20 protein-coding genes are annotated in these 21,451 nt (G+C 67.6%); 9 read left to right on the top strand and 11 right to left on the bottom strand.

The genetic code is table 11. The annotated features are described in order from the left end of the window. Nucleotides 1-105: 105 nt before the first annotated feature. The 3 genes from RUU78_RS05690 to RUU78_RS05680 form a co-directional block, all read right to left on the bottom strand. Nucleotides 106-2,523, bottom strand: a complete 2,418-nt coding sequence (locus RUU78_RS05690; protein ID WP_313914560.1) for a TonB-dependent receptor — start codon at nt 2,521-2,523, stop codon at nt 106-108. Nucleotides 2,524-2,639: 116 nt separating this feature from the next. Next, complete coding sequence (locus RUU78_RS05685) at nt 2,640-3,779, bottom strand: SO2930 family diheme c-type cytochrome (protein ID WP_313914558.1); 1,140 nt, start codon at nt 3,777-3,779, stop codon at nt 2,640-2,642. Between the two features lie 5 nt (nt 3,780-3,784). Then, on the bottom strand, nt 3,785-5,005 hold the full coding sequence (locus tag RUU78_RS05680) for a parallel beta-helix domain-containing protein (protein ID WP_313914556.1): 1,221 nt from the start codon (nt 5,003-5,005) through the stop codon (nt 3,785-3,787). Nucleotides 5,006-5,117: 112 nt separating this feature from the next. Between RUU78_RS05680 and RUU78_RS05675 the strand changes: the two genes are divergently transcribed. The 3 genes from RUU78_RS05675 (at nt 5,118) to RUU78_RS05665 (ending at nt 8,639) form a co-directional block, all read left to right on the top strand. Continuing rightward, complete coding sequence (locus RUU78_RS05675; RefSeq protein ID WP_313914554.1) at nt 5,118-6,158, top strand: AraC family transcriptional regulator; 1,041 nt, start codon at nt 5,118-5,120, stop codon at nt 6,156-6,158. A 291-nt stretch (nt 6,159-6,449) separates the two neighbouring features. Then, nucleotides 6,450-7,850 carry a pectin acetylesterase-family hydrolase gene (locus RUU78_RS05670; protein ID WP_313914552.1) on the top strand — a complete coding sequence of 467 codons (1,401 nt, stop codon included), beginning with the start codon at nt 6,450-6,452 and terminating at the stop codon, nt 7,848-7,850. Nucleotides 7,851-7,943: 93 nt separating this feature from the next. Then, the gene (locus RUU78_RS05665) at nt 7,944-8,639 is read left to right on the top strand and encodes a hypothetical protein (protein ID WP_313914550.1); all 696 of its coding nucleotides are present in this window, start codon (nt 7,944-7,946) and stop codon (nt 8,637-8,639) included. Nucleotides 8,640-8,799: 160 nt separating this feature from the next. Here RUU78_RS05665 and RUU78_RS05660 read toward each other — a convergent pair whose 3' ends face one another. The 3 genes from RUU78_RS05660 to RUU78_RS05650 form a co-directional block, all read right to left on the bottom strand. Further along, nucleotides 8,800-9,252 (bottom strand): hypothetical protein, encoded by a 453-nt coding sequence (locus RUU78_RS05660; RefSeq protein ID WP_313914548.1) that lies wholly within the window; start codon nt 9,250-9,252, stop codon nt 8,800-8,802. A gap of 284 nt (nt 9,253-9,536) precedes the next feature. Then, nucleotides 9,537-9,950: a hypothetical protein gene (locus RUU78_RS05655; protein WP_313914547.1), complete on the bottom strand. Its 414-nt coding sequence runs from the start codon at nt 9,948-9,950 to the stop codon at nt 9,537-9,539. 349 nt (nt 9,951-10,299) lie between these two features. Beyond that, nucleotides 10,300-10,605 carry a putative quinol monooxygenase gene (locus RUU78_RS05650; RefSeq protein ID WP_313914544.1) on the bottom strand — a complete coding sequence of 102 codons (306 nt, stop codon included), beginning with the start codon at nt 10,603-10,605 and terminating at the stop codon, nt 10,300-10,302. A gap of 206 nt (nt 10,606-10,811) precedes the next feature. On the opposite strand from RUU78_RS05650, the gene RUU78_RS05645 reads away from it, so the two are divergent. Next, nucleotides 10,812-11,405: a hypothetical protein gene (locus RUU78_RS05645; RefSeq protein ID WP_313914542.1), complete on the top strand. Its 594-nt coding sequence runs from the start codon at nt 10,812-10,814 to the stop codon at nt 11,403-11,405. A 293-nt stretch (nt 11,406-11,698) separates the two neighbouring features. Here RUU78_RS05645 and RUU78_RS05640 read toward each other — a convergent pair whose 3' ends face one another. Next, the gene (locus tag RUU78_RS05640; RefSeq protein ID WP_313914541.1) at nt 11,699-13,387 is read right to left on the bottom strand and encodes a PHB depolymerase family esterase; all 1,689 of its coding nucleotides are present in this window, start codon (nt 13,385-13,387) and stop codon (nt 11,699-11,701) included. 342 nt (nt 13,388-13,729) lie between these two features. Between RUU78_RS05640 and RUU78_RS05635 the strand changes: the two genes are divergently transcribed. Further along, on the top strand, nt 13,730-14,317 hold the full coding sequence (locus RUU78_RS05635; RefSeq protein ID WP_313914539.1) for a hypothetical protein: 588 nt from the start codon (nt 13,730-13,732) through the stop codon (nt 14,315-14,317). 109 nt (nt 14,318-14,426) lie between these two features. On the opposite strand, the gene RUU78_RS05630 is transcribed toward RUU78_RS05635, so the two are convergent. Further along, nucleotides 14,427-15,095, bottom strand: a complete 669-nt coding sequence (locus tag RUU78_RS05630; RefSeq protein ID WP_313914538.1) for a hypothetical protein — start codon at nt 15,093-15,095, stop codon at nt 14,427-14,429. 119 nt (nt 15,096-15,214) lie between these two features. On the opposite strand from RUU78_RS05630, the gene RUU78_RS05625 reads away from it, so the two are divergent. Then, nucleotides 15,215-15,733, top strand: coding sequence for a DUF1697 domain-containing protein (locus tag RUU78_RS05625; RefSeq protein ID WP_313914536.1), 519 nt, complete (start codon nt 15,215-15,217; stop codon nt 15,731-15,733). A 9-nt stretch (nt 15,734-15,742) separates the two neighbouring features. Here the strand turns inward: RUU78_RS05625 and RUU78_RS05620 are convergent, their stop codons facing one another. After that, entirely contained in the window at nt 15,743-16,528 is a 786-nt protein-coding gene (locus RUU78_RS05620; protein WP_313914534.1) for a hypothetical protein, read from the bottom strand. 255 nt (nt 16,529-16,783) lie between these two features. Here RUU78_RS05620 and RUU78_RS05615 point away from each other — a divergent pair, with 255 nt between their 5' ends. Then, entirely contained in the window at nt 16,784-17,203 is a 420-nt protein-coding gene (locus RUU78_RS05615; RefSeq protein ID WP_313914532.1) for a DUF1801 domain-containing protein, read from the top strand. Nucleotides 17,204-17,261: 58 nt separating this feature from the next. On the opposite strand, the gene RUU78_RS05610 is transcribed toward RUU78_RS05615, so the two are convergent. Then, nucleotides 17,262-18,440, bottom strand: coding sequence for a hypothetical protein (locus RUU78_RS05610; protein ID WP_313914529.1), 1,179 nt, complete (start codon nt 18,438-18,440; stop codon nt 17,262-17,264). A 142-nt stretch (nt 18,441-18,582) separates the two neighbouring features. Here RUU78_RS05610 and RUU78_RS05605 point away from each other — a divergent pair, with 142 nt between their 5' ends. Together RUU78_RS05605 and RUU78_RS05600 are read left to right on the top strand one after the other, a co-directional pair. Further along, nucleotides 18,583-19,632 (top strand): methyltransferase, encoded by a 1,050-nt coding sequence (locus tag RUU78_RS05605; protein ID WP_313914527.1) that lies wholly within the window; start codon nt 18,583-18,585, stop codon nt 19,630-19,632. After that, on the top strand, nt 19,629-20,333 hold the full coding sequence (locus RUU78_RS05600; RefSeq protein WP_313914525.1) for a pseudouridine synthase: 705 nt from the start codon (nt 19,629-19,631) through the stop codon (nt 20,331-20,333). The genes RUU78_RS05605 and RUU78_RS05600 overlap by 4 nt, the downstream gene beginning before the upstream one ends. 24 nt (nt 20,334-20,357) lie before the next feature. On the opposite strand, the gene RUU78_RS05595 is transcribed toward RUU78_RS05600, so the two are convergent. After that, complete coding sequence (locus RUU78_RS05595) at nt 20,358-21,224, bottom strand: DMT family transporter (RefSeq protein ID WP_313914575.1); 867 nt, start codon at nt 21,222-21,224, stop codon at nt 20,358-20,360. Between the last annotated feature and the right edge of the window lie 227 nt (nt 21,225-21,451).

Here is a 21,451-nt window from a genome sequence, read left to right as displayed (position 1 = left end):
TCACGGCTGCCGGTACCGGAATTGGCGCAGATAGGGGAAAGCGCAAGCGCACCCCGGACATCGAGGTCGGGGTGAGCCCGCGCTCACCCCGGAACGTCGCCACTACTAGAAGTCGTAGCCCAGCTCTACGCCGTACATGCGCGGTGCGCTGATGGTCGCGTACGTGGTGCCGAACACGTCGGTCGTATAGTTTCCGACATTCTCCACATAGCGCTTGTCGAACAGGTTGGTCGCGAACGCGGCCACGCGCCAGTGCCGGCTCTCATCGGTCCAGCCCAGGCGCAGGTCGGTACGCTGCTGCGCGGCGCCGACGTCGAAGTTAGGACTCACGCTGCAGTCGCCCTGCAGCTGCGAATCGGCGTTGCAGCGGCTCTTGCCGCGATAGGCGTGGCGCAGCGACAGCACGAGGTCGCCGGCGTCGGCGAAGTCCCAGCGGTACTGGCCGCCGAGCGAGAACGACAGGTAGGGCTCGCCGGTAGCCTGGCCGGAGAGATCCGCGCCGCTCGCGGCAACCTTGTCCTTGTAGGTCGCATCGATGAAGGCCGCATTCGCGTCGAGCGTGAGTGCGGCGGTCGGCTGCCATTGCAGGCCGGCGTCCAGGCCCCAGGCCTTCTCGTCACTGGTGTCCACGAGGTAGCGCGGCACGCCGCTGCCGGCACTGTTCGGATCGAGGCGGATGGCCTGGCGGTCGGAATACACGTAGTGATAGATCGACGCGTTCCATTGCAGGTTGGACTCGGGTACGACCTGCTTGATGCCGGCTTCGAGGTTCCAGACGTCTTCGTTGTCGAACTTCGCGCCGATGTCGAGGCTGTTGTAGCCGCCCGCCTTGTAGCCCTTGGCCAGCGACGCGAACAACAGCGTGTCGGGCGTGGCATGGAAGTCGAACACGAAGCGTGGACTGATGTCGCTCCACGCATCGTTGTCGCGCACGGTCACGCCTTCCAGGTCGCCGTTGGCGAACACGATGTCGCCGCCGGCGACGGCGAGCGCGAACAGCGCCTGTTCCTGCAGCTCCGGCGGCAGCTGCGCGACGAACGGCAGTAGCTGCGCAATGGTGCTGTCGAGCGTCGGCGCGCTGCGTGCGCCGTTGAGCCAGCTGAACTTCTTCTCGTCGCGCGTGTAGCGCAGGCCGACGGTGAAGTTGCTGCGCTCGCCGAGTTTCCAGATGGTGTCTCCGAACACGGCGTAGGCGCGCGAGTCGGCACCGTTGATCATTTCCTCGCGCCAGCGATGGTCGCGAAGACTCAGCGGCACATCGAACGAGCCGAGCACGTCGCTGAAATAGCCGAACAGCGTGCCGGTCGGCGTCGGCGCGAGACCCTGGTTGAGGATCAGCGTGTCGAGGCTGTCGGTGAACACGTTGACCTGTGAGGTCTGCGCCGCCTTTTCGCGGTAATAGCTCGCCCCGGCGACCCAGTTCAGCGTGCCGGTGTCGCCGGAGAACTTGAACTCCTGATAGAAGCTGCGGTTGTCCTCGATGTTCGCGGTATCCAGATACAGCTCGCGCCGGTTCGTGCCGTCCTCATCCTCGCGGTTGATCGTGTCGAACTCGCGCCAGGCCGACGTCGAGGTGAAATGTCCCCAGTCGGCGTCATGATTGATTGCCAGCGTCGCGCCGTCGAAGGTGCGCGATTCCTCGTTGCCTTCGACGTCGTTGAACACGGGTGCTTCGCGCGGATCCAGATACGTGCGCGGGTCGGGCGGCGACGTCGGACGCTCGGGCGACGGCGGCAGCGGCACGATGCCGATGGCCGGGCGGGCGAGCTGGTCGAGGCGCTCGTGGTCCCAGCTCAGCACCGCGTTCGTCGATGGCGCAAGGTCCCAGCGGAACGCGGCGCGCGCGGCCCCGTTGTCCTCGCCGTTGAGGTCGCGGCCCGTGGCCGCATCACGCAGCCAGCCGTCGGATTGATTGCGCAGCGCGCTGACGCGCAGCGCCATGGTCTCGCCGAGTGGCGTATTGAGCAGCGCATCGAGATAGCGCTGGCCGTCGCTGCCGAAGCGCGTCGTCGCGCGGCCTTCGAACGCGCGACCGGGCTGTTTGGTGATCAGCGAGACCGCACCGGCCGCGCTGTTGCGGCCGAACAGCGTGCCCTGCGGACCCTTGAGGATCTCGATGCGCTCCACGTCGTTGAACGCGAGCACCGCACCGCCGGAACGCGCCGAATACACGCCATCGATATAGACGCCGACCGCGGGGTCCGTGCCGATGCCGAAATCGCCCGTGCTGATGCCGCGGATCGCGAAGTAGGGCTGCGTCTTCTGCCCGCTGACGACGAGGCCCGGCACGAAATTGTCGATGTCCTGCAGGTCGTAGGCCGTGGTCTGACCGATGAGCTTGTCGTCGACGACCTGGATCGCGATCGGCACGTCCTGCAGCTCCTGTTCGCGGCTCTGCGCGGTGACGACGATCCTCTCGAGTGTTGCCTCCTCCTGCGCATGGAGTGGCGCGCTGGCGATGGCCAGGGTGGTGACGAACGCCTGGCGCAGGCTGACGACGAGATGGCGACGAATCGGTTGCATGGTCCGCTCCCCGGGGTTGGCTGGTCTTCTGGTGTTGCTTTTTTCGTTTTCAGTTTTTCGCTCGTGTCATGCCGGTGTCTTGCGAGGCCATGCGCGAACGTGGCTCCCGCGGCACCTCACCGGTTGCAGTCCCCGCGCTGCGCATTCACCCAGTCGCTGACGAGCTGCGCGCCTTCGCGATGCACGACGGAGCGGCCGAGCTCCGGCATCATCACCGCGGGATCGGTGCTTTCCATGCGGTACAGCAGTACCGATCCGGCGGCATCGCCGGGCTTGATATCGTAGAGGCGGTTGCCGGTGCCCTTGCCGGCGGCGACCGGCTGTTTGCAGAAACCGAAGTGAATGCCGGGCTCGGTCGCCGTGTCGAGGAACAGTCCCGACGTATTGGCCGGTCCCTTCGCGCTGTGGCAGTGGCCGCAGTTGATATCGAGGTAGGCGCGCGCGCGCGCCGCGAGATCGGTCCTGGCATCGCGCGCGTCGGCCGCGCGCGGGGCCGCGGCCGGAGGCGGCGCCTCGGCGAGATAGCCGGCGGCCTTCATCGCAACGAGCTGGTTCGCCGCGCCGCCGCGATAGTCGAAGTCGCGGTTCACATGTCGCGCCTTCAGTCCGATCGGCTGCAGCACGCGCGCGAGGTTGTCGGTGTTGTGGCAGCTCGCGCACTGGTTCTGGTCGGGCACCTGGTAGGCAAGTTCCTCGCGCGTGCCGTCGGCCGCGGCCAGGTCCAGCGACACGAGCGCGCCGATGCGCTGCAAGGTCGCGTCGCGCTGGTCTGCGTCCCACACGTAGGGCAGGGCGACCCAGCCGTCGTCGCGGCGCACGAGCAGGCGTGTCTCGATCAGGCGGACACGACGCAGGTCGATCGTTTCGCCGGTGGCGAGGCTCTGTGCGGGATCGCCGCGCTGCACGGTCTTTCCGTCCCAGCCGCCCGCCGGCAGCGGAAAGTAGAAGGTCTTGCTGATCACGGTGCCGACCGGAAAATCGAACGCGGCTTCGCTCGTATAGCGCGCGCTCGCGCCGGGGGGCATCCACAGCGTGCGCAGCTTGTGCGCGTAGTCGCTGAACAATGGGGTGTTGAGGTCGTACGGCAGCACGCCACTGTTGAGCGCGAGCGTGCGCCCGTCGCTGGCGAGCAGATGCCATTCCGACAGCTTCTGCGGCATGCCACTCGCGTGGAAGGACACGGGTGGCATTTCGCGCGCGCAGGCGGCGAGCAACGTCAGCACCAGCAGCGCGCCGAGCCGCGCCGTCGTACGCATGCCCGTCAGCCCCGGCCGAGGTCGATGGCCGGCAACTTGGGCAGACTGCAGCGGAACGGTGTCATGTCGGTGTTCGGATCGTCGTAGCCGTTCGGGCCGTCGGCATTGATGACGCCGGAGACGTCTTCGAGGCAGATCTGCGGCCCGCTCGCCGGCTGTCCGTCCACTTTGCGATCCTTGTTGTAGTAGCCGTCCCAGAGCACATCCGGAAAACGGCCGGAGAAACCCATCGCGGCGACCTTGAGCGCCTTGAGATCCAGGCCGTCGGGCGAATCGCCGCCGCCCTTGAGCCGGTTGCCGTAGATGTAGATGCGCTCCGGATACGGATCGAAACCGTCGGCCATGCTGCTGTCCTTGTAGCCGGTGGAGTAGACGCTGGACACGATGATGTTGGCGGTCGCGTTGTCGGCGATGTCGTTGTCGAAGATTTCGACGTCGTCGTTGGAGTTGATGACCATGCCCGAACCGGCCGGCACGCTCGCGACGGGCGTGCCCTTGGCGCCGAAATTGCCGGTGTTGTTGGCGATGATCCTGTTCCTGTAGATGCGGATCTGCCCGCCCTGCTGCGATAGCGCGGGCATGTTGAATACGAGGATGCCGCCGGTGTTGTTGGTCGCGACGTTGTCGTAGACGTCCGCGTTGATGGTGTTCTCGATCTCGATGCCGGCGACGTTGGACTCGGCGCGGCTGCGCCGCACGACCACGTCCCTGGACTGGCCGACGTAGATGCCCGCGTCGGATGCGGCGATCGCGACGCAGTCCTCGATCAGCACGTTCGTGGTCTTGACCGGATACAGGCCGTAGGCGCCGTTGCTCGTGCTCGGTCCGCCGGTCCACTGCACCTTGACGCCGCGCATCGTGACGTTCTTCGATTCGCTGATCTTGAGGCCGTCGCCTTTGGAATCCTCGATCGTCAGGTGTTCGATGAGAAAATCGTCGCCGTTGACGAGCAGGCCTTCGGCGCCGGCTTTCTGTCCCTTGAAGCTCAGCACGCTCTTGTCCATGCCGGCGCCGCGAATGGTGATGCCGCTTGCGCGCAGGGTGAGGCTGCGGTCGAAGGCGAAGCGGCCCGCGGGAATCTCGATGACGTCGCCGGGCTTTGCGTCGAGCAGCTGCTGCTGCAGCTTGGGTGCATAGCTCGCATCGCCCGCGGGCGCGGGCGGCGTGGATTCGCCGCAGCCGGCAAGCGCCAGCGCGATTGCGAAGACAGTCAGGCAATGACGCATGGGAAACTCCGCCGCCGGGTATCGACGCAGTCTTGTGCGGTCGCCGCATCACAAGTAAGGGCGCGAACGGCATACTAAGGGGGGCAAAGCGGCCAAGCGGCAGAAACGCACGATGGTGCAGGCAAGCAACGCGATCGACGATCCACGACTGACCGCAGCAGTGCTGCCGACGAACATGCTCTGCAGCCTCGTGCAGCTTGCGCAGGAACGCGGCATCGATGCGAGCGGCTGGTTCGCCGGCTTCGCCCTGAGTCCTGGCGACGTCTGCGACCCGAGTGCGAGAGTGTCGTACCGCCAGGCGGTCAGCATCATCCGGCGCGCGCTGCGCAGCCTGCCGGATCCCGACCTCGGTCTGCAGCTTGGACGGCGCCAGGACATCGGCAGCTTCGGCCTGCTCGGTCTGGCCATGAAGACCGCGCGCAGCTTCGTCGACGCCGTAACGATCGGCATCACCCACCAGCGCGCGACCGGCGCGCTGCTGGAACTTCATATCGAGCAACACGCCCCCGGCGAGATCGCGCTGCATGCGCGCGCGCCGCTGCACGATCCCGTGGTGCTGCCGTTTCTCTGCGAGGAAATGTTCGCGAGCGTGCTCGCCGTCGCGCGCGAGCTGGTCGGGCCGGCGCTGCGGCCGCTGCGGCTCGAACTGGCGTATGCCGCACCGCCGCATGTCGACGACTACCGCGCGCTGTTCGGCTGCGCGCTGCATTTCGACGCTGCGCACAACCGACTCGTCGTCGACGCGCAGGCGCTCGACCAGCCATTCGCGAACTACAATCCCGTCACCTCGCGCCAGGCGTTGGCCGCGCTGCTGCGCGAGCTGCAGGACGCGCCGGCCCTGCATAGCGAGACGGTCGCCGCGGTCGAGCGCCAGCTGCGCCTGCGCGTGAGCCAGAACCCGCGTCTGCCCGAAGTGGCGATATCGCTGTACCGCAGCGAGCGCACCCTGCGGCGCCAGCTCGCCGACGAAGGCGCGAGCTTCACCGTGATCCACGATCGCGTACGCTGCGCGCGCGCGCTGGAACTGCTGCGCGACCGGCGCCTGACCATCGCGCAGATCGGCAGCGAAGTCGGCTTCGGCGACGTACGCGAATTCCGTCGCGCGTTCAAGCGCTGGACCGGACGCACGCCGACGCAGCAGCGCGGAGCCTGACCGCGCGACCCGCGCAGGCTTGCGCGTCGCAGCTGCGCAGACCGCGACCATCATCGTGTCGGCACTGCCGCACACATGGGGGCCAGGCGCCGGCTCACGCGCGGTCGCCCATGCTGCCTCGCAGCATTGTCCACAACGTGGCTTGGCCGTTTTTCCCCCCTTGTATAGCCGCTGCGACCCTCGCTGTCGCCGCGGCACAAGCAAAGACTCGCCCGGCCCGGCCATCGGCTCGCGACGGTCGGCATCCGAAGTTCCCAATGTCGTCAATGTCCTTTCCCTGGAGGCAGTGGCATGCTCAAGCATCACGTCCTGGCCGCCGTCGTCGGCGGCTTCGTTGCCGCCGCCGCGGCTGCACCGGCTCGCGCCGAGCTCGGCGATTATTCGTTCTGGCAGACCCTCGCCAACCTCGTGTCGCCGCCGCGCGCCGACAATCCGGTCACGCCGGCTCAGCGCACGGGTCAGTACCCGCTGCAGTCCAATCCGGCCGGTTTCGCCGACGGCTTCCGCCCCGGCGCCTACGGCGAGTGGCAGACCATCCAGCTCGCGCCACAGACCGGCGCGGTCTGCGGCAATGGCTCGGGCTACAAGTTCTTCGTCAATCGCGTGGCCAATACGCGCAACACCATCGTCTATATGGAAGGCGGCGGCGCCTGTTGGGACTACGCGAGCTGCACCGGCCAGACCGGCGTGCGCGGCGCGCGCAACCCCAATGGCATACCTGACGACTATATGTCGCTGATGAATCCGGGTGCGAGCCTGGTCAGTCCGTTCGTGACGCGCGTGAGCCCATTCGATGGGGTGAAGACGCAGAACTGGAACATGGTCTATGTCCCTTATTGCACCGGCGATATCTACAGCGGCGACAAGGTGGCCGTCTACACCGACCCGAGCGGGGTCAATCCGTCGCTGATCTGGCACCACAACGGCGTGCGCAACACGCGCGCGGTCGTGGCCTGGCTCAAGGACAACCTGCCGCGGCCGACGCAGATGCTGTCCACTGGCTGCAGCGCCGGCGGTGCCGGCAGTCTGACCAACTATCCGGCGTTGCGCCGCGACCTCGCGCCGGACCGCGGCTACCTCATCAATGATTCCGGGCCGATCTTCGCCTCGCCAGTCGGCGGCAACCCGGCCCAGTACCCGTCGGTGCCGCTGGCGACGCTGATCCGCAGCGTCTGGGGCCTCGACGCTCCGGGCGGTCCGGTGTCCTACCTTGCGGCCAATCTGCCGCTGTTGAACACGACGAACCTCGGCACGCTGTATCCGGCGCTGTCGGCGCGTTTTCCGAACGATCGCCTCGGCCATACGCATTTCTGGAAGGACCTGAATTTCTCGGGCTATTCGTACGAGCGCTTTTATCCGGAGATCGCCAACGCGCCGAACCAGGCGGCCAAGGAAGCACTGGTCCATGCGAAATGGGACATTGATACCGGCCGGTTGCGCACGACGCTGGACGGACTGGTGAACTTCGGCGGCTATTTCCCGCAGTACCGCGCGCTCAACGAAAGCCACTGCACGACCATCGTCGATTTCAAGAACGGCGACGTGCAGGAGCGCGGCCTGCAGCTGAAGAACTTCATCGACAGCGTGCTGGACGGCAGCGGCGTCGTGCTCGATGCGAGCGAGGCGAACGACACGGCCGACCGCGCCAAGCCCTTCAACCTGCTGTACTGGACTGTCGATCAGCTGCTGTGACGGACGTGGCAGCCGGGATGCGTGCTTCGCGCATTCCGGCTGCCTGCGGCTTCGACGGATGGAGGGGCTCGTGAGCGCAGGGGAGAACCACCGATGATTACCGCCCGCCGCCAGCGGCGGCGAGGCCTCGCGCGTATCGTCGTGGTGGCGGGCGCAGTGCTGATTACCGGCACTGCGCTGCGGCCACTGTGGCGTGCCGACGGACCGCCGTCGCACGGAAGATCGCCGGACGTCGTGGCCAGTGGCGTGGCGCCGGTTGCATCGCGCGCAGGTGTCGAGGGCGCCGCGGCGCTGCCGGCACAGGCGTCCGTCACCGTCGACGCGGCGTTGCTCGATACGCCGGAAGCCCGCGCCTATCTGGAGCGCGAACAGTTCAACGACCGCGCGCGGCGCTTCTTCGCTGACGCCACGCACAGCGACGCTCCGGCGGACCCTCGCGAAGCGCAGTGGATCGAGGCCGAGATCGGGCGCTATGAGCGTGAGCGCCACATGTCGGCCGGCGAGGCCATGAACCTGCGTCTGGGCCTCATCGAGGCCAGTGGGCTGTCCGACGCGGAACGTGCCGAGCGGATGGCGGCCATCGTGACGGCGTATGGACGCGATGGCGAACGCCGCGAAGCGCAGTGGGTCGCGCAGCAGCGCAGCGACGCGGCATTCGTACAGTACAAATCCCGTGAGCAGGTCATCGTTGCCGAGGTCATGGCGATGGCGCGGATTCCCGACGGCCTGAGCCGCGACGAGTACCTGCGTCGTCGTCTCGAAGCCGAACGCATCGCCGCGATGCGCTGATCGCGTCCGCGGCGCGGCCTGCGTATGCGCACACGCGCGCTGGTTGCGGCGAGCCGATCCGATTCTGGCTGAGGCGCGCAGGAATGCGGGCGGCTCACCCCGCACGAACACCGGAGCGCCGGCCTGAACGACGGCACGGCGAGGGACCGCTGGCCCGGGTTCAGGTCCACACCAGATGCCAGGCCGTGTGCCCGACCGGCACTGCAGGTGCGTTCGGTGCGATGGGCTGGGGAAATCCTTTCGCGGCGGCGGTGACGTGGAGCTGCTGCTTCCAGCCGTCGATGTCCGCCGCGTCGGCGGAAGTGACGATCACCACGCGCGTCGCGACGACCCATTCGTCATCGGAGTCGTAGGCCCATTGCGCGTCCTGCGCTTCGACGAGGACGTGGCTGACATCCTCGCGCGCCGCGATGTCGCGCAGCGTCGCCTGCAGCGCGGGAATTCCCGGATGCGCGCCTGAAATCTGCGGGCCGATGCTGCGCGCATCGTCATTGCCTACGAAGAACGCGTCCAGATCGATCAGCGGCAAGGCCATGCCGGCGCGCGGCGGCGAGGCGTCGAGGCCGTAGTCGCGAAGGCGCTCGAGCAGGGCAGCGCGGCGTTGCAGGTCCATGCGGATTTCCGGAAGCGCAGAGTGGCTGCCAGTCTGCCGCAGGCTGGCGCAGCCGCGGTGGAGGCACGTCACGGAAACGCGGTTCCCGGGCCGATGCGACAGGCAGCGGTCGCCCCGCTTCGCGCAAAGGCGGCGGTGGGCAACATCTACGGGGAGTCGGCAGTGACGGTCGGCGCGCTCTGTCGGGCCGGCGCTGTGATTCCGGTCGGCGGGTCCTGCAGCGGTCGTCGGCGAGGCGTAAGGGTTGGTGTGGCGCGGCATTGTCGCTCTGCGCATTTCCATCACTACATGCTGGGAGGAACCACTGGTGCTTTGTGAAATAAGTGTATAAATACTTTCAGCTTGTGCTGCAACGCGCAAAGATTCCCGCGGTAGTGCGGCGGGTCTGTACGAACCTCACGTTCACGGCCGCTCACGCAAGCCGCCCTGCCGGCTGAAGTCGCCGTGATTAACCCGTCCCTGGGCGCGGTCTTCTGCGCTTGAGTGCGCTTCATGTCCAGGCGGCCACCGATTTCCGCCGATGCTGCAGTGCATGACGGCGTCGACCGGTCGTGCGCGTCATGTTCAGAAGCCAAATCGTCGATCGGTGAAATTTTCACGATTGTTTTTCCCGCGGCAGGATCCAATTTCATCGAACGGCAATCGCCGATCGTGGCGGGCCGGACGGCTCGCGCGGACGCGCAGGAGGTCGTATGCATCAGCCCTTCCGAATGACGGCAGGCGCCCTGTCCGCCGCGGCATTGGCGCTCTCCATGACGCTGTTGTGTGCGGTGCCGGCAGGCGCCCGCGCCCAGTCGGTCGGGATCACCATCACGCTCGACGCCGACACGGTCGAGATCCTTCGCGCCTGGCGCCGCCAGCAAGGGCTCGATCCGCCGGATGCGCAGGCCGACGAACGCGTCATGGAGTTGCTGCGGCGCCGGCAGCCCGCGAGGGCGAGGCCGGCCGTGGCCGCGCCGCCAGCGACCGCCACCGGCGCACGCGTTCAGCCCACGACGCGCCCCAGGCCGCCAGCGGCTCGCCCGAGGCCATCAGCCACGCGTCGGATCAACCCGCGCCGCGGCCCAGGCCGTAGCCACCGACGGGCACCGTCTGCGTGCCTTCGCCGAAACTCGCGATCAACGGCATGGCCTGCTTGATCGCCGCCTGCACGGCCGGCAGCGCGAGCGAGGCCTTGTGGCTGGCTTCGTCGGTCCAGACTTCGGTTATCCAGACCGTATCGGCCTGCTTGGGGTCGGTGGCGACGACATAGCTCAGGCAGCCCGGCATGTCGTCGGTGCAGTCGAGCAGCAAGGCCACCAGCGCATCGCGCTGGCCCGGAACGGCGACGAAATTTCCGATCAGTCCATACATGGCGGGCTCCGCAAAGTCGGGTCGCCATCTTCGTCCGGTCCGCAGACCGTTTTCAAATAGGGCGGCGTCCTGGCCCATCTCGGCCGCGCGCGGTCGTCTCGGCGATGCAGACCGCCACGCATCACGCAATGTCGAGGCTGCCATCTTGCGCCATCGCGGCGATTACCTGACATTGCCGCGTCTGCTTCCCTACACGTGAGGTTGTCATGTCCCTGCTCCTGCCCGGCGAACTGGCCTGGTACGTCACCGGCCGTTTTTACGCACGCCCTGATGGCAGCCTGGCCGATTACGGCTATTTCCTGCATCTGGCCGGCATCGAGGCCAGCCTGTTCCGGGGCAGTCCCGGTGAAGCGACGGCGCATTTCACCTTCGCCGCGGAGCCGTTCACGGGCACCGGCGTCAGCAACGGCAGCCTGAGCCTTGCGCTCGATCCGGTCGGCGATTTTTCGGTCTATCTGCAGACCGATCCCGCGGGTGATTTCGATGAACCATCGAGCTTCGCCCGGGGCCAGCGCATCGCCACGTTCCGGCGCGTCAGCGTCGTCGTCGGCACGACTGTCGACAGCAGCGCCAGCCCGGCGCAGCCGTTGATTTCTTCCAACGTATTTTCCGCCCGACTGCTGATCAGCGAGCCGTTCGAGTTCGCCGGCCGCCGCTACGACCTGCGCCACCAGATCGGCAAGGGCGTGACGCAGTTCGGCACCGCTGCGGCCGCCCCGCTGCCGGCGGCGCAGACGCCGAAGGACTATTCCGCCGTGGTCGCGTTCTCGGGCTCGGCGCTGGCATTGATTGCGGGCTGAGCGTGTCCGGTCGCGTCACGGCGCATCTGCTGGCGCTTGTGACGCCCCTGCGCAGCGACCAGGTCCGCCACGCATTCGGTCGCTGCCGAGAGATCGATCGGCGAAGCATCCTGCGCTAACGGCCGGAACGACGGCCAGCGATGCGCGCATCGCCGGCCGTCGGCAGGGCTAGGGCTGGTAGGTCACGTTGAGCTTCGCCGCGGCGCCCTTGTCGATCCAGACATAGTTCGTCGTGGTCGGATTCGCGCTGAAGCGCAACCGCAGCTGGGTGCGTCCGGTCCGGTTGATCGCGCTCAGGCCCGCGGCCGAGAACAGCGTGCTGGTCTGGCTGCCGCCGGTGAATGCGGCGATCTGAGCGACGCCGCTGGCTGTCGTTGCCGCCGACCAGTCTGTCGCCTCGATCGCGCACCCGACCAGGCAGCCGCTCTGCGCATCGACGAGCAGGGTGTTCCGGCCGGATTCGTCCATGGGTTGCCCGACGCACTGCGGTACGCCACGACGAGCGTGACCGCAGTGACGGTCGCATCGTCGGGGATGGCCGAGGTGTCGAAGGACAGCAGGCTGCGATTGAACAGGCCGTCGGTGCCGCGGCCGATCGCAAGCCCGTAGATCGATTCCAGCGTGCCGACCGCGGCGCTGCCACCGCTTGCATTGGCCTTGACGTAGCCGTCGTTGGCGTCTTCGTTGTTGAGGACGACCTTCACTGGCGTGCCGCCGCCACCACTGGTGCCACCGCTAACTGTCACGTTGACTGCGGCCGAGTTGCCGACGTTACCAGCGAGATCGTAGGCCTGCGCCAGCAGCACATGCGCGCCGTTGCTTGCGGTGGCTGCGTTCCAGCTCAGCGAATACGGCGCGGACGCATCGCTGCCGAGCAGGTTGCCGTCGAGCAGGAAGTCGACGCGATCCAGCCCCACGTCGTCGCTCGCGTTCGCGCTCAGCGTGACGGTGCCGCTGACGGTGCTCGCATCGGCCGGCGCGGTCAGCGTGACGCTCGGTGCACTGCCGTCGAGATCATCCAGGCCCCAGAAGCGCCCGATGTGATAGCTCGAGCAGATGTTCACATCGAGGATGTAGGCGCCGGCCGTGCCGCACTGGGTCTCGCCGCTGCCTGGGTCGACCGGCGTGCCGTGGCCCATGCCGGTGATGGCATAGGTTTCCACGCGCGGGCGGCCTGAAGTATCGCTGTATACCTTGTGCGGAAATCCGGCTACGGTGTCGGACACGTCGGCGCTCTGGTCGATACCATGCACGTTGGTCCACTGCTGCATCAGTTCGGCCTGGTTGGCCGGGCGCACGACGTAGTCCGCATCGCCGTGCCAGATCGATACCACCGGCCACGGGCCGCCCCAGCTGCTCGCCGCGCGGACCTTGTCGCCCCACTGGGCCGGGCTCAGGTCGGTGCCGGGATTCATGCAGGAAAACGCATTGGTCTGGCTCGTTGCGCAGCGGTAGGGCAGGCCCGACAGGATCGCGCCGCCGGCGAACACGTCCGGGTACGTCGCGAGCATCACCGCCGTCATCGCGCCGCCGGCCGAAAGCCCGGTCGCATAGACGCGGTCGCTGGCGCTGCCGTGGTCGGCTTTCATGCGATCGACCATCTGCTTGATCGACAGTGTCTCGCCTTGGCCGCGCGCGGTGTCGGCGCTCTCGAACCAGTTGAAGCAGGTGCTGGAATTGTTCGCGCTCTGCTGCTGCGGCAGCAGCAGCGCGAAATGCCAGCGGTTGGCGAGCAACTGCCAGCCGGTCTCTGCATCGTAGCTCGCTGCGCTCTGCGAACAGCCGTGCATGGCCACGACCAGCGGCGCGCCGGCCGGCAGGCCGGGCGGTACATATTTGAACATGCGCAGATTGCCGGGATTGGTACCGAAGCCGGTGACTTCAGTCTGGGCCAGCAGCGGCGCGGACGGGACAACGGCAGACAGCGACAGCAGCAGCGCCAGGCAGCGCGGCCTGGCAGACGAGCAGACGGACACGGACATGGCCACACCTCAGGGCAGGAAGGCGTGCGCAGTGGGCCATAGCGCCCTGCGCGCGCACAGTGTCCGAAGGGGAAAGCTGCGCTGCAGCATAGGCGCCGCGCTGCGGCGCTGCAGGATGGCCGGGTTCGGGGGGCGACACGCCGCGGTAGCCGCGCGCGACAGTTCGCCGCGACCACAATGTCCAATTCTCGCCTCTCGCACACGCGCATAACCAAATCTGCGGCGCTCGGCGATGATCGGACACGATTTGCGCAAGTAGCGCAACGCCGCAGTCGCGGAACACGGGCATGGCATCGGTACCATGAACTTCCCTCGTGCGCGGCGCGACGGAAGGTTGGTGAAATGAACACTTATATTTCGAAACACGTCAACGAGCGCGAGCATTATTTCTTCGCGCTGCAGCCACCATTGACGGCGCGCGCAGTCATGGTTGAGCAGCTCGATCGCGTCGTGCGCGAGCACGGGCTGGACGGGCGCTCGGTCAAGTTCGGCGACCTGCACGTCGCGCTGTGCGGAATTGGCCGCACAGAACGGCTGCGGGAGCCGGTGTTGCCCGCGTTGCAGCGCGCGGCGCGGGCCGTGCGCGCGGCGGCGGTCGATGTCGGTTTCGATCGTCTCGCGAATCTCCGCCTCGGCGGCGACCACCACGCACTGGTGCTGCGCGGCAGCTCGGCGACCGGCTCCGCACTGCGCATTCTGCGTACGATGATCGGGCGTGCCCAGCACGCGCACGGCCTCAGCCGGCCGGCGGTGTCGCGCTTCGAAGCGCACGTGATGCTGCGCCATGTGACGCGACCTCTGGCCGTGGAGATCGCGCTGGACACCGTGGCCTGGCAGGCACAGGAATTCGTGCTGATCCGCAGCGTCATAGGCCGCGGCGTGCACGAGATTGTGGAGCGATGTCCGTTGGAGGCAGAAAACAGTCTATAGCAGTGAGAAGCGGGCAAGGAGACGCGGCTTCGCGCTTGCTCGCTTCTCACTTCTCTCCACTCGCTACTTGCGCTTGTGGCCGGCCAGGGCAGCCATCGCGGTCTGCGGTTCAGGCGCTCGCGCCGGACTGGCGCAGCAGATAGTGCGCGCGATGCGGCAGCGCGGTACGCGCGATGTCGTGCGGTGTCGTGTTCTTGATGCTGAGGCCGGCGACGAAGCTGATTCCGGCGCGTGCATAGCAGTGCTGCACGAAGGCCGAACAGTACAGCGAGTTCTCGCGTGCGAGCAGGTTGTCGCGCTCGCGCAGGGTCGGGCGTGCGAGCGCGAGCAGCGTGCCGACGATTTCGCGCAGCGAGTAGCGCGTCGCGTCGGCGAGCAGGTCCAGTGCCGCGGCAACCACGCGGCGGCTCGCGTCCGCATCGAGGCCGAAATCCAGCACGGCGAGATTGGGCCATTCGGCCGTATCGGAATATTTCGCGAGCCGATTTTCCTGCGCGCCAAGACGTATCTGCTTGTGGCGCAGGTCCAGGTCGGATTCCAGCACCCACCAGTGGCCGTCGCTGCGCTGCTCGCCGAACAGGAAGGCGTGCGACCAGGCACTGCCGGCGACATCGTGGGTGATCAGGCGCTGCGCCTTGCGGATGCCGCGGTCGATCAGCGCGCTGCCGCCGGCCAGGCCAATACGTGCCGGTGCCGCATGGCGCTGCAGGAATGCCGCGTTGCTCTCGGTCGGATCGGTGTGATGGCGTGTGATGGCGGCGGCGGAGGGACTCGACATGGCGCGATTGTGCCGTTGCGCAGGCGGCGTGTCGAAATGCCTGCGCCCGCCTCGGTGCAGGCTGGCCGCCGTCGCGGCGCGCGGCCTAAGATGGCGCCCGTCCCGATCCGGAGTTCGTCATGCCCGCCTTCGTTGCACTGTTGCGCGCCGTCAACGTCGGCGGCACCGGCAAACTGCCGATGGCCGAACTCGCGGCGATGTGCGAGGCCTGCGGGTTTGCCGGCATCAGGACCTATATCGCGAGCGGCAACGTGGTGTTCACGTCGCGCAAGAGCGAGGCTGCGGTGCGCGACGCATTGGCCGCGGCACTCGAAGCCTATGCCGGCAAGCCAGTCGGCGTGTTCGTGCGCACGGCCGGGGAGATGGCCGCGGTGCTCGCCGCGAATCCGTTTCCCGAGGCCAGGCCGAACCGCGTCGTCGCGGTATTCCTCGACACGCCGCCACCGCGTGACTGCCTGGCCAGCGCCAGCCACGTCAAGGATGAGCAAATGGCACTCGGCGCACGCGAAATCTATATTCACTACGGCGACGGCATGGCCGATTCCAAACTGAAGGTCCCGGCCGCGAACGCCGGCACCGCGCGCAACATGAACACAGTGGCGAAGCTTGCGGCGATGGCCAAGGCATTGGCCTCGTGACGGCGACGCTCAGCCGGCCGCGCCCTGGTAGCGCCGCGACGATTCTTCCCAGCTGATCAGCGGCGCGCGGATCGTGCCGTCCGCGTCGGGTTTCGCGGCAAGCGGATCGACGAGTTCGATCGCGAACTCGCGGCCGTTCGCGTCGACGTCCTGCACGATCACGTCGAGCGTCGCCGACGCATCGCGTTCGGCGACGAACCAGTGCACGTTGCCTTCGATCGCGCTGATCGCGGCACTGAAGCCGGGCTGCGCCCGCGTATCCAGCCGCGGCCGTAGCAGCAGCGCATCGCCGTCGCGGCCGAGCCGGTCGTAGGTGCGCGCGTGCAGCCGGCCGCTGACCACGGCATGCGCCGACACCATGCCGCGATGGCCATGCGGCGTGATGACCTGGCCCTTGGCGAACACGAAGTACGCGGCGGCGAACGCGGCCTGTGCCGGGCCGCCGTCGATGTCGCCGAGGCGGATGAAGGTCTTCGCCGGATCCTTGCCCGCGCGCTGCATGGCCTGTAGCGCGCGATCGAACTGCAGCTGCGGCAGGTACTCGGCCAGCGGTGCTGCCGTGTTCACGGCATCGATCTCGCTGCGCCATTGCAGGCTGGTCAGCGTGTTCTCGCGCAGACGGCGAGACAGGGTTTCGACCTGGTCCAGCCAGTGCCGCACGTCGCCGGCGGCGGCCACGCGCGGCTCGGCGCGGAGCAAGGGCGCGCAGGCGAACAGGAGTCCGAGGCCGCCGGCCTCGGCGAGAAAGCGGCGCCGCGCCGGTGTCGGCGCAGGCGAACGGTGCGCGTGGGTCATGCTGTCGATCGCCGGCAACGGAGCGGCACTCAGACTCGCGCGCAATCCGGGCCGTAAACAGCAGGAATCGTGGCTTTTTCGTGGCGTTTGACAGGCCACTGCCGCACCTGTTTTTGCCTTCGCGACTGCTGACGCGCCCGGGAACGCGGGCGCTTCGGGGCCGGCACCGCGTACCGAGCTTGCGGCCGGAGCGAAGCCGCGCGTAGGGTTGCGCCGTATCGTCCTGTGCAACCCAGTCCAAACACCGGAGCTGCCATGTCCGAAGCCAAGACCCAGCCGACGAAGACGACCCTGAAGGAATTTCTCGCCGGCGTGGCCGATCCCGTGCGCCGCGCGGATTGCGCAACGGTAGCCACGCTGATGCAGCAGGCGACCGGCGAGAAAGCCGTCATCTGGGGCAGCAGCATCGTCGGCTTCGGGCGCTATCGCTATCGCTACGCCAGCGGCCAGGAAGGCGACTGGCCCATCGTCGGATTCGCGCCGCGCAAGAACGACCTGACGCTCTACATCATGCCGGGCTTCGACACGCGCGAGGATCTGCTCGCCGCGCTCGGCAAGCACAAGACGGGCAAGTCCTGCCTGTACATCAAGTCCCTGGCTGGCATCGACTTGGCCGTGCTCGCACAGTTGATCGAGCGTAGCGTCGAGGCGATGGAACCCCAGCGCGTGCGGTAGTTTGCTGCCGCGTCACGGCGCCACGGTCTGACCACTGACGGTACGACGGCGCGCCGCATCACTCGTTGGTGCGTTGCAGATCGCCGCTCGTCAGGTCGAGGCGCGCATGCAGTTGCCGGTCGACGGTACGGCTCGCGGGCTCGCCGGTTTCCTCACTGCCGCCCTCTCGCGGAAATTCGTAGCGCATCGACAGCGCGATGGCCACGCTGTCCTTGGCGGCTTTCCAGCTCACGGCGCCGAGTTCGCCGCCGAGCGCCCGACGCGGTTCCGGAAAGGTCATGCTCGAGACGTAGTACTCGGTGCGCCGGTTCGCGCTCACGGCGTGCGGGCGGAAGATGTACAGCACCAGCCCGGCAATGTCGTTGCGACCGACCGCGAGCACGGCCAGGCTGCCGTCGGCAAGCGTCTGTGTCTGCACGACTTCCTCGATGACGCCGGAATCGGAGAACAGCAGGCGGCGTACTGCCTCGGTGTCGCCCGGCGCGCCGTCCACCGCTTCGATCGAGGTCGCGCTTTCGCTGGGTTCGGAGTCGGCACCGTCGTCGGCCGCGGCTGAACTGTTGACGGCAGCCGGATCGAGCGCGGCGGTCGTGCCGTTCGCGTCGTGCGAGATGCGTCCGCTGTCGTCGATGCGGAACGCGGCGTTGTAGTCGGGCCGGGTCTGAGGCACGCGGTCGCTGCTTTGGAGCACGGTGAACTGGGCCGGACTGCGCAGATCGACGTTGCGCCGGTACTGCACGCTTTCGCCGCCGACCAGCATCTGGTCGCGCAGTGCGCCGTGCGTATCGGTAGTGAAGATCAGGTCATGGCGACGGCCTTCCGGCGCAAGATCCGTGTCGATGCGCAGCAGCCAGGTGGTCGCTGCGGTGCCCTGGGCAATGCGCAGCAACTGCACGCGTCCGTGCGCAACCGTGGACCAGCGCAGGTCCTTGTCGTCGCCGAGCGCCGCCTGGACTGCGGCATAGCGGCTGTCGTAGACGTCCGGCGAGGCGAAACGCGTATTTCCCAGGACACTGGCGATGCAACGCAGCCCGGTCGCGTCGAGCGGTGCCGCGGCGAATTCCTGGGTGTACAGCGAGGCCGCTGGCGCGATCAGCGCTGGCGCGGGCAGCGTGGAGAGGCAGCTCACGGGAGCGTTGGGAGGAACGGCGGAGGCAGTGGCTACGGGCGGTTGCGCCGGGCTGCAGCCGGCAATGACGAGCAGGGCCGGCAGCACACGCAGAAGACGAGAAGACATCGATCACTCCCTGACAGGTGGCTGCACTGGGCAGCGCAGTCCACTAGGCTGGAGCTTAGCCTGAGCTGAAGCCTGCCCGGCGTGATCCCGGTTAACCTACGCGCCCGCGCCACCGACTGCGCGCGCATCGATCAGGGGAGCCGTGGACGATTCGGCCTTGCAGGCGTTGTTTCTACCGTTTCTTGACGGCGCGCTGAGGCCGCCGGCCCGGCTGTTGTTCCTGCGTGCGCGTAACGGGCAGGGACTGCAGCAGTTTCGCTCGTTGCATTCGGCTGTGGCCATCGTCGCCGAGCAGAGCTTCCGTCCGTTCGCCGATGCCTTGCCGCTGCACGGCGTGGAGGTGACCGCCCAGGCGGTCGGGCGCTTCGACGCGGTGCTGCTGCTGCCGCCGCGCCAGCGCGGCGAGGCGCGCGCGCTGCTGGTGCGCGCGCTCGAACATGCCACGCCGGGTGGACTGGTGCTGGCGAGCGTCGCGAACAATGAAGGTGCGCGCGCGATCCAGGCGGATCTCGAAGCGCTGGCCGGTCCCGTGGCGCAGCTGTCCAAGCACAAATGCCGTGTGTTCTGGCTGCACGTCGACGCGGCGCGCATCGATAGCGCGCTGGCGCAGCGCTGGAAGGATGAGGAAGCGCCGCGGCTCATCGCCGACGGGCGTTTCCAGAGCCGTCCCGGGCTCTTTGCGTGGGACCGCATCGATGCGGCATCCGCCCTGCTCGCCGCGCACCTGCCACCGGATCTCGCCGGCCGCGGCGCCGACCTCGGTGCGGGCTACGGCTATCTGTCCTGCGAAGTGATGCGGCGTTGTCCACAGGTTTCAGAAATTCACCTGTATGAAGCCGAGGCGCGCGCGCTGGAACTGGCGCGCGAGAATGTGGCGCGCTGTGCGGCGGACCTGGTGGCCGCGCCGACGCCGCAATTTTTCTGGCACGACGTCGCTCGCGGCCTGCCGCAGCGCTACGACTTCATCGTGACCAATCCGCCGTTCCACCAGGGGCGAGCGGACCAGCCCGAACTCGGCCGCGCGTTCATCCGCGCCGCGGCCAGGGCGCTGGCCGAGGATGGCCGGCTGCTGCTGGTCGCGAACCGGCACCTGCCCTACGAGCAGGAGTTGCAGCGACAGTTCACGCGATCGCAGGTGCTCGCCGACGCGCAGGGATTCAAAGTCATCCAGGCACAGGGACCACGCCCATGAAACTGCTACGCCTCATCGCCAATCTCGGCTACGGCAGCCGCCGCGAGATCGCCGGCTGGTTCCTCGACGGCCGCATCACCGATGCGAACGGCGCGGTGCTGGACGAAGAAACGCGCGTGGATCCGGCGCAGGTGCGCATCGACGGAGAGCCGCTGGATCCGCCGCCGGGGCTGGTGCTGATGCTGCACAAGCCGGTGGGCTATACCTGCTCGACCAAGGACCCGGGGCGGTTGATCTACGATCTGCTGCCGCGCCGCTACCGCTATCGCGATCCGCTGCTGTCGCCGGTCGGGCGGCTCGATCGCGATACCTCGGGCCTGCTGCTGCTGACCGACGATGGCGGCCTGCTGCACCGGATCATTTCGCCGAAGTCTCATATTTCCAAATGCTACGAAGCGACATTGGCGCAGGATCTGCGCGGCGACGAGGCTGCCGTCTTCGCCAGCGGCGGCCTGCTGCTGGAATCGGAGAAGACGCCGCTGCTGCCGGCGCCGATGGAGACGCTGCAGCCGCGGCTGGCGCGCCTGACCCTGCACGAAGGCCGCTACCACCAGGTACGCCGCATGTTCGCCGCCGTCGGCAACCACGTCGCGGCGCTGCATCGCTTCCAGGTCGGCAATCTGGCACTCGATGACTTGCCCGCGGGACAGTGGCGCGCGCTCGACGCGACCGACATCGATCGCCTGTTCGGCCGCGCGTGAGGGGGGCCGGGGCGCGGCGCGGACTCAGACTGCGGTTTCGCTCGCGACACCCTTGTCGGTGATGACGCGGCGGGCCAGGCGCGTCTCGCGGTGCGCGATGTAGATGTTGCTGCCGACGATGATGGCCGCGCCGACGACGGTCCAGAGGTCGAGCTTTTCGGCGAACAGGAAATAGCCGAACACGATCACGACCGGCAGTTGCAGGAAGCTCAGCGGCGTCAGCGCCGACACTTCGCCGAGCTTGAGCGCGCGCGTCCACAGCAGGTGCGCGACCGTGCCGAAACCGCCGGCCAGTATCACCCACAACCAGGATTCCGCATTCGGCCACTGCCATACGGGAAGCGCTGCCGGCAGCGCTAGCAGCACCCACAACCCGGTCGTGATCAGCACGATGGCGTCGGGATGCTCGGTGCGCGAAAGATACTTGATGCTGATCGCGACGGTGCCGCTTAGTGCCGCGGCGAGCAGCGCCACCAGGCTGACCGCGCTGAAATCCGCCGCGCCTGGCCGTACGATCACGAGCACGCCGATGAAGCCCAGGAGCACGGCGGTCCAGCGTCGCAGGCGTACGACTTCGCCGAGGAACAGCACGGCACCGATGGTCACGAACAGCGGCGTGGCGTAGGACAGCGAGATCGCCTGCGCCAGCGGCAGATGCACCACGGCCCAGAAGCCGGCCAGCATCGAGACGATGCCGATGCAACAGCGCAGCACGTAGAAGCCCCACTTATTCGTGCGCAGAAAGCCGGGGCCGTGGCGCAGCAGCAGCGGCAGGGCGAAGAGGAAACCGAACAGGCTGCGGAAAAACGCGATCTCGAACGCATGCAGCTGCTTGGAAGCGAGGCGGATCGTGACCGTCATGAAGCCGAACAGCACGGCGCTCGCGACCATCAGCAAAGCGGCCCTGGCAAGCGGGGAGGAAGCGGCGGGCGCCGCTTCGGCAGGAGCATTCACGGCGGTACCGCGGCAGAGCGAAGCGGGCAGGGTAGCGCGGACGCGTGAAGCGCCGACAGGGCCAAAGGTCGGGGGTGGGGCGGGGCCATGACGGGCGCGGTCGGCGCGATGTGTCTGCAAGGTGCTGCCGTCATGCGCCAGCGCCGGTGTCCGTGGCCGAGTAG

The organism is Tahibacter sp., assembly GCF_032229445.1.
In the GTDB taxonomy this organism is placed as follows: Bacteria; Pseudomonadota; Gammaproteobacteria; order Xanthomonadales; family Rhodanobacteraceae; genus Tahibacter.
Note: the sequence above shows the minus strand (reverse complement) of the source record. Positions and strands in the feature narration are given on the sequence as shown.

Coding starts and splice junctions, on each gene's coding strand:
- RUU78_RS05690 (WP_313914560.1), bottom strand. CDS start 2,523: ATGCAACCGATTCGTCGCCATCTCGTCGTCAGCCTGCGCCAGGCGTTC.
- RUU78_RS05685 (WP_313914558.1), bottom strand. CDS start 3,779: ATGCGTACGACGGCGCGGCTCGGCGCGCTGCTGGTGCTGACGTTGCTC.
- RUU78_RS05680 (WP_313914556.1), bottom strand. CDS start 5,005: ATGCGTCATTGCCTGACTGTCTTCGCAATCGCGCTGGCGCTTGCCGGC.
- RUU78_RS05675 (WP_313914554.1), top strand. CDS start 5,118: ATGGTGCAGGCAAGCAACGCGATCGACGATCCACGACTGACCGCAGCA.
- RUU78_RS05670 (WP_313914552.1), top strand. CDS start 6,450: ATGCTCAAGCATCACGTCCTGGCCGCCGTCGTCGGCGGCTTCGTTGCC.
- RUU78_RS05665 (WP_313914550.1), top strand. CDS start 7,944: ATGATTACCGCCCGCCGCCAGCGGCGGCGAGGCCTCGCGCGTATCGTC.
- RUU78_RS05660 (WP_313914548.1), bottom strand. CDS start 9,252: ATGGACCTGCAACGCCGCGCTGCCCTGCTCGAGCGCCTTCGCGACTAC.
- RUU78_RS05655 (WP_313914547.1), bottom strand. CDS start 9,950: ATGCATACGACCTCCTGCGCGTCCGCGCGAGCCGTCCGGCCCGCCACG.
- RUU78_RS05650 (WP_313914544.1), bottom strand. CDS start 10,605: ATGTATGGACTGATCGGAAATTTCGTCGCCGTTCCGGGCCAGCGCGAT.
- RUU78_RS05645 (WP_313914542.1), top strand. CDS start 10,812: ATGTCCCTGCTCCTGCCCGGCGAACTGGCCTGGTACGTCACCGGCCGT.
- RUU78_RS05640 (WP_313914541.1), bottom strand. CDS start 13,387: ATGTCCGTGTCCGTCTGCTCGTCTGCCAGGCCGCGCTGCCTGGCGCTG.
- RUU78_RS05635 (WP_313914539.1), top strand. CDS start 13,730: ATGAACACTTATATTTCGAAACACGTCAACGAGCGCGAGCATTATTTC.
- RUU78_RS05630 (WP_313914538.1), bottom strand. CDS start 15,095: ATGTCGAGTCCCTCCGCCGCCGCCATCACACGCCATCACACCGATCCG.
- RUU78_RS05625 (WP_313914536.1), top strand. CDS start 15,215: ATGCCCGCCTTCGTTGCACTGTTGCGCGCCGTCAACGTCGGCGGCACC.
- RUU78_RS05620 (WP_313914534.1), bottom strand. CDS start 16,528: ATGACCCACGCGCACCGTTCGCCTGCGCCGACACCGGCGCGGCGCCGC.
- RUU78_RS05615 (WP_313914532.1), top strand. CDS start 16,784: ATGTCCGAAGCCAAGACCCAGCCGACGAAGACGACCCTGAAGGAATTT.
- RUU78_RS05610 (WP_313914529.1), bottom strand. CDS start 18,440: ATGTCTTCTCGTCTTCTGCGTGTGCTGCCGGCCCTGCTCGTCATTGCC.
- RUU78_RS05600 (WP_313914525.1), top strand. CDS start 19,629: ATGAAACTGCTACGCCTCATCGCCAATCTCGGCTACGGCAGCCGCCGC.
- RUU78_RS05595 (WP_313914575.1), bottom strand. CDS start 21,224: ATGGTCGCGAGCGCCGTGCTGTTCGGCTTCATGACGGTCACGATCCGC.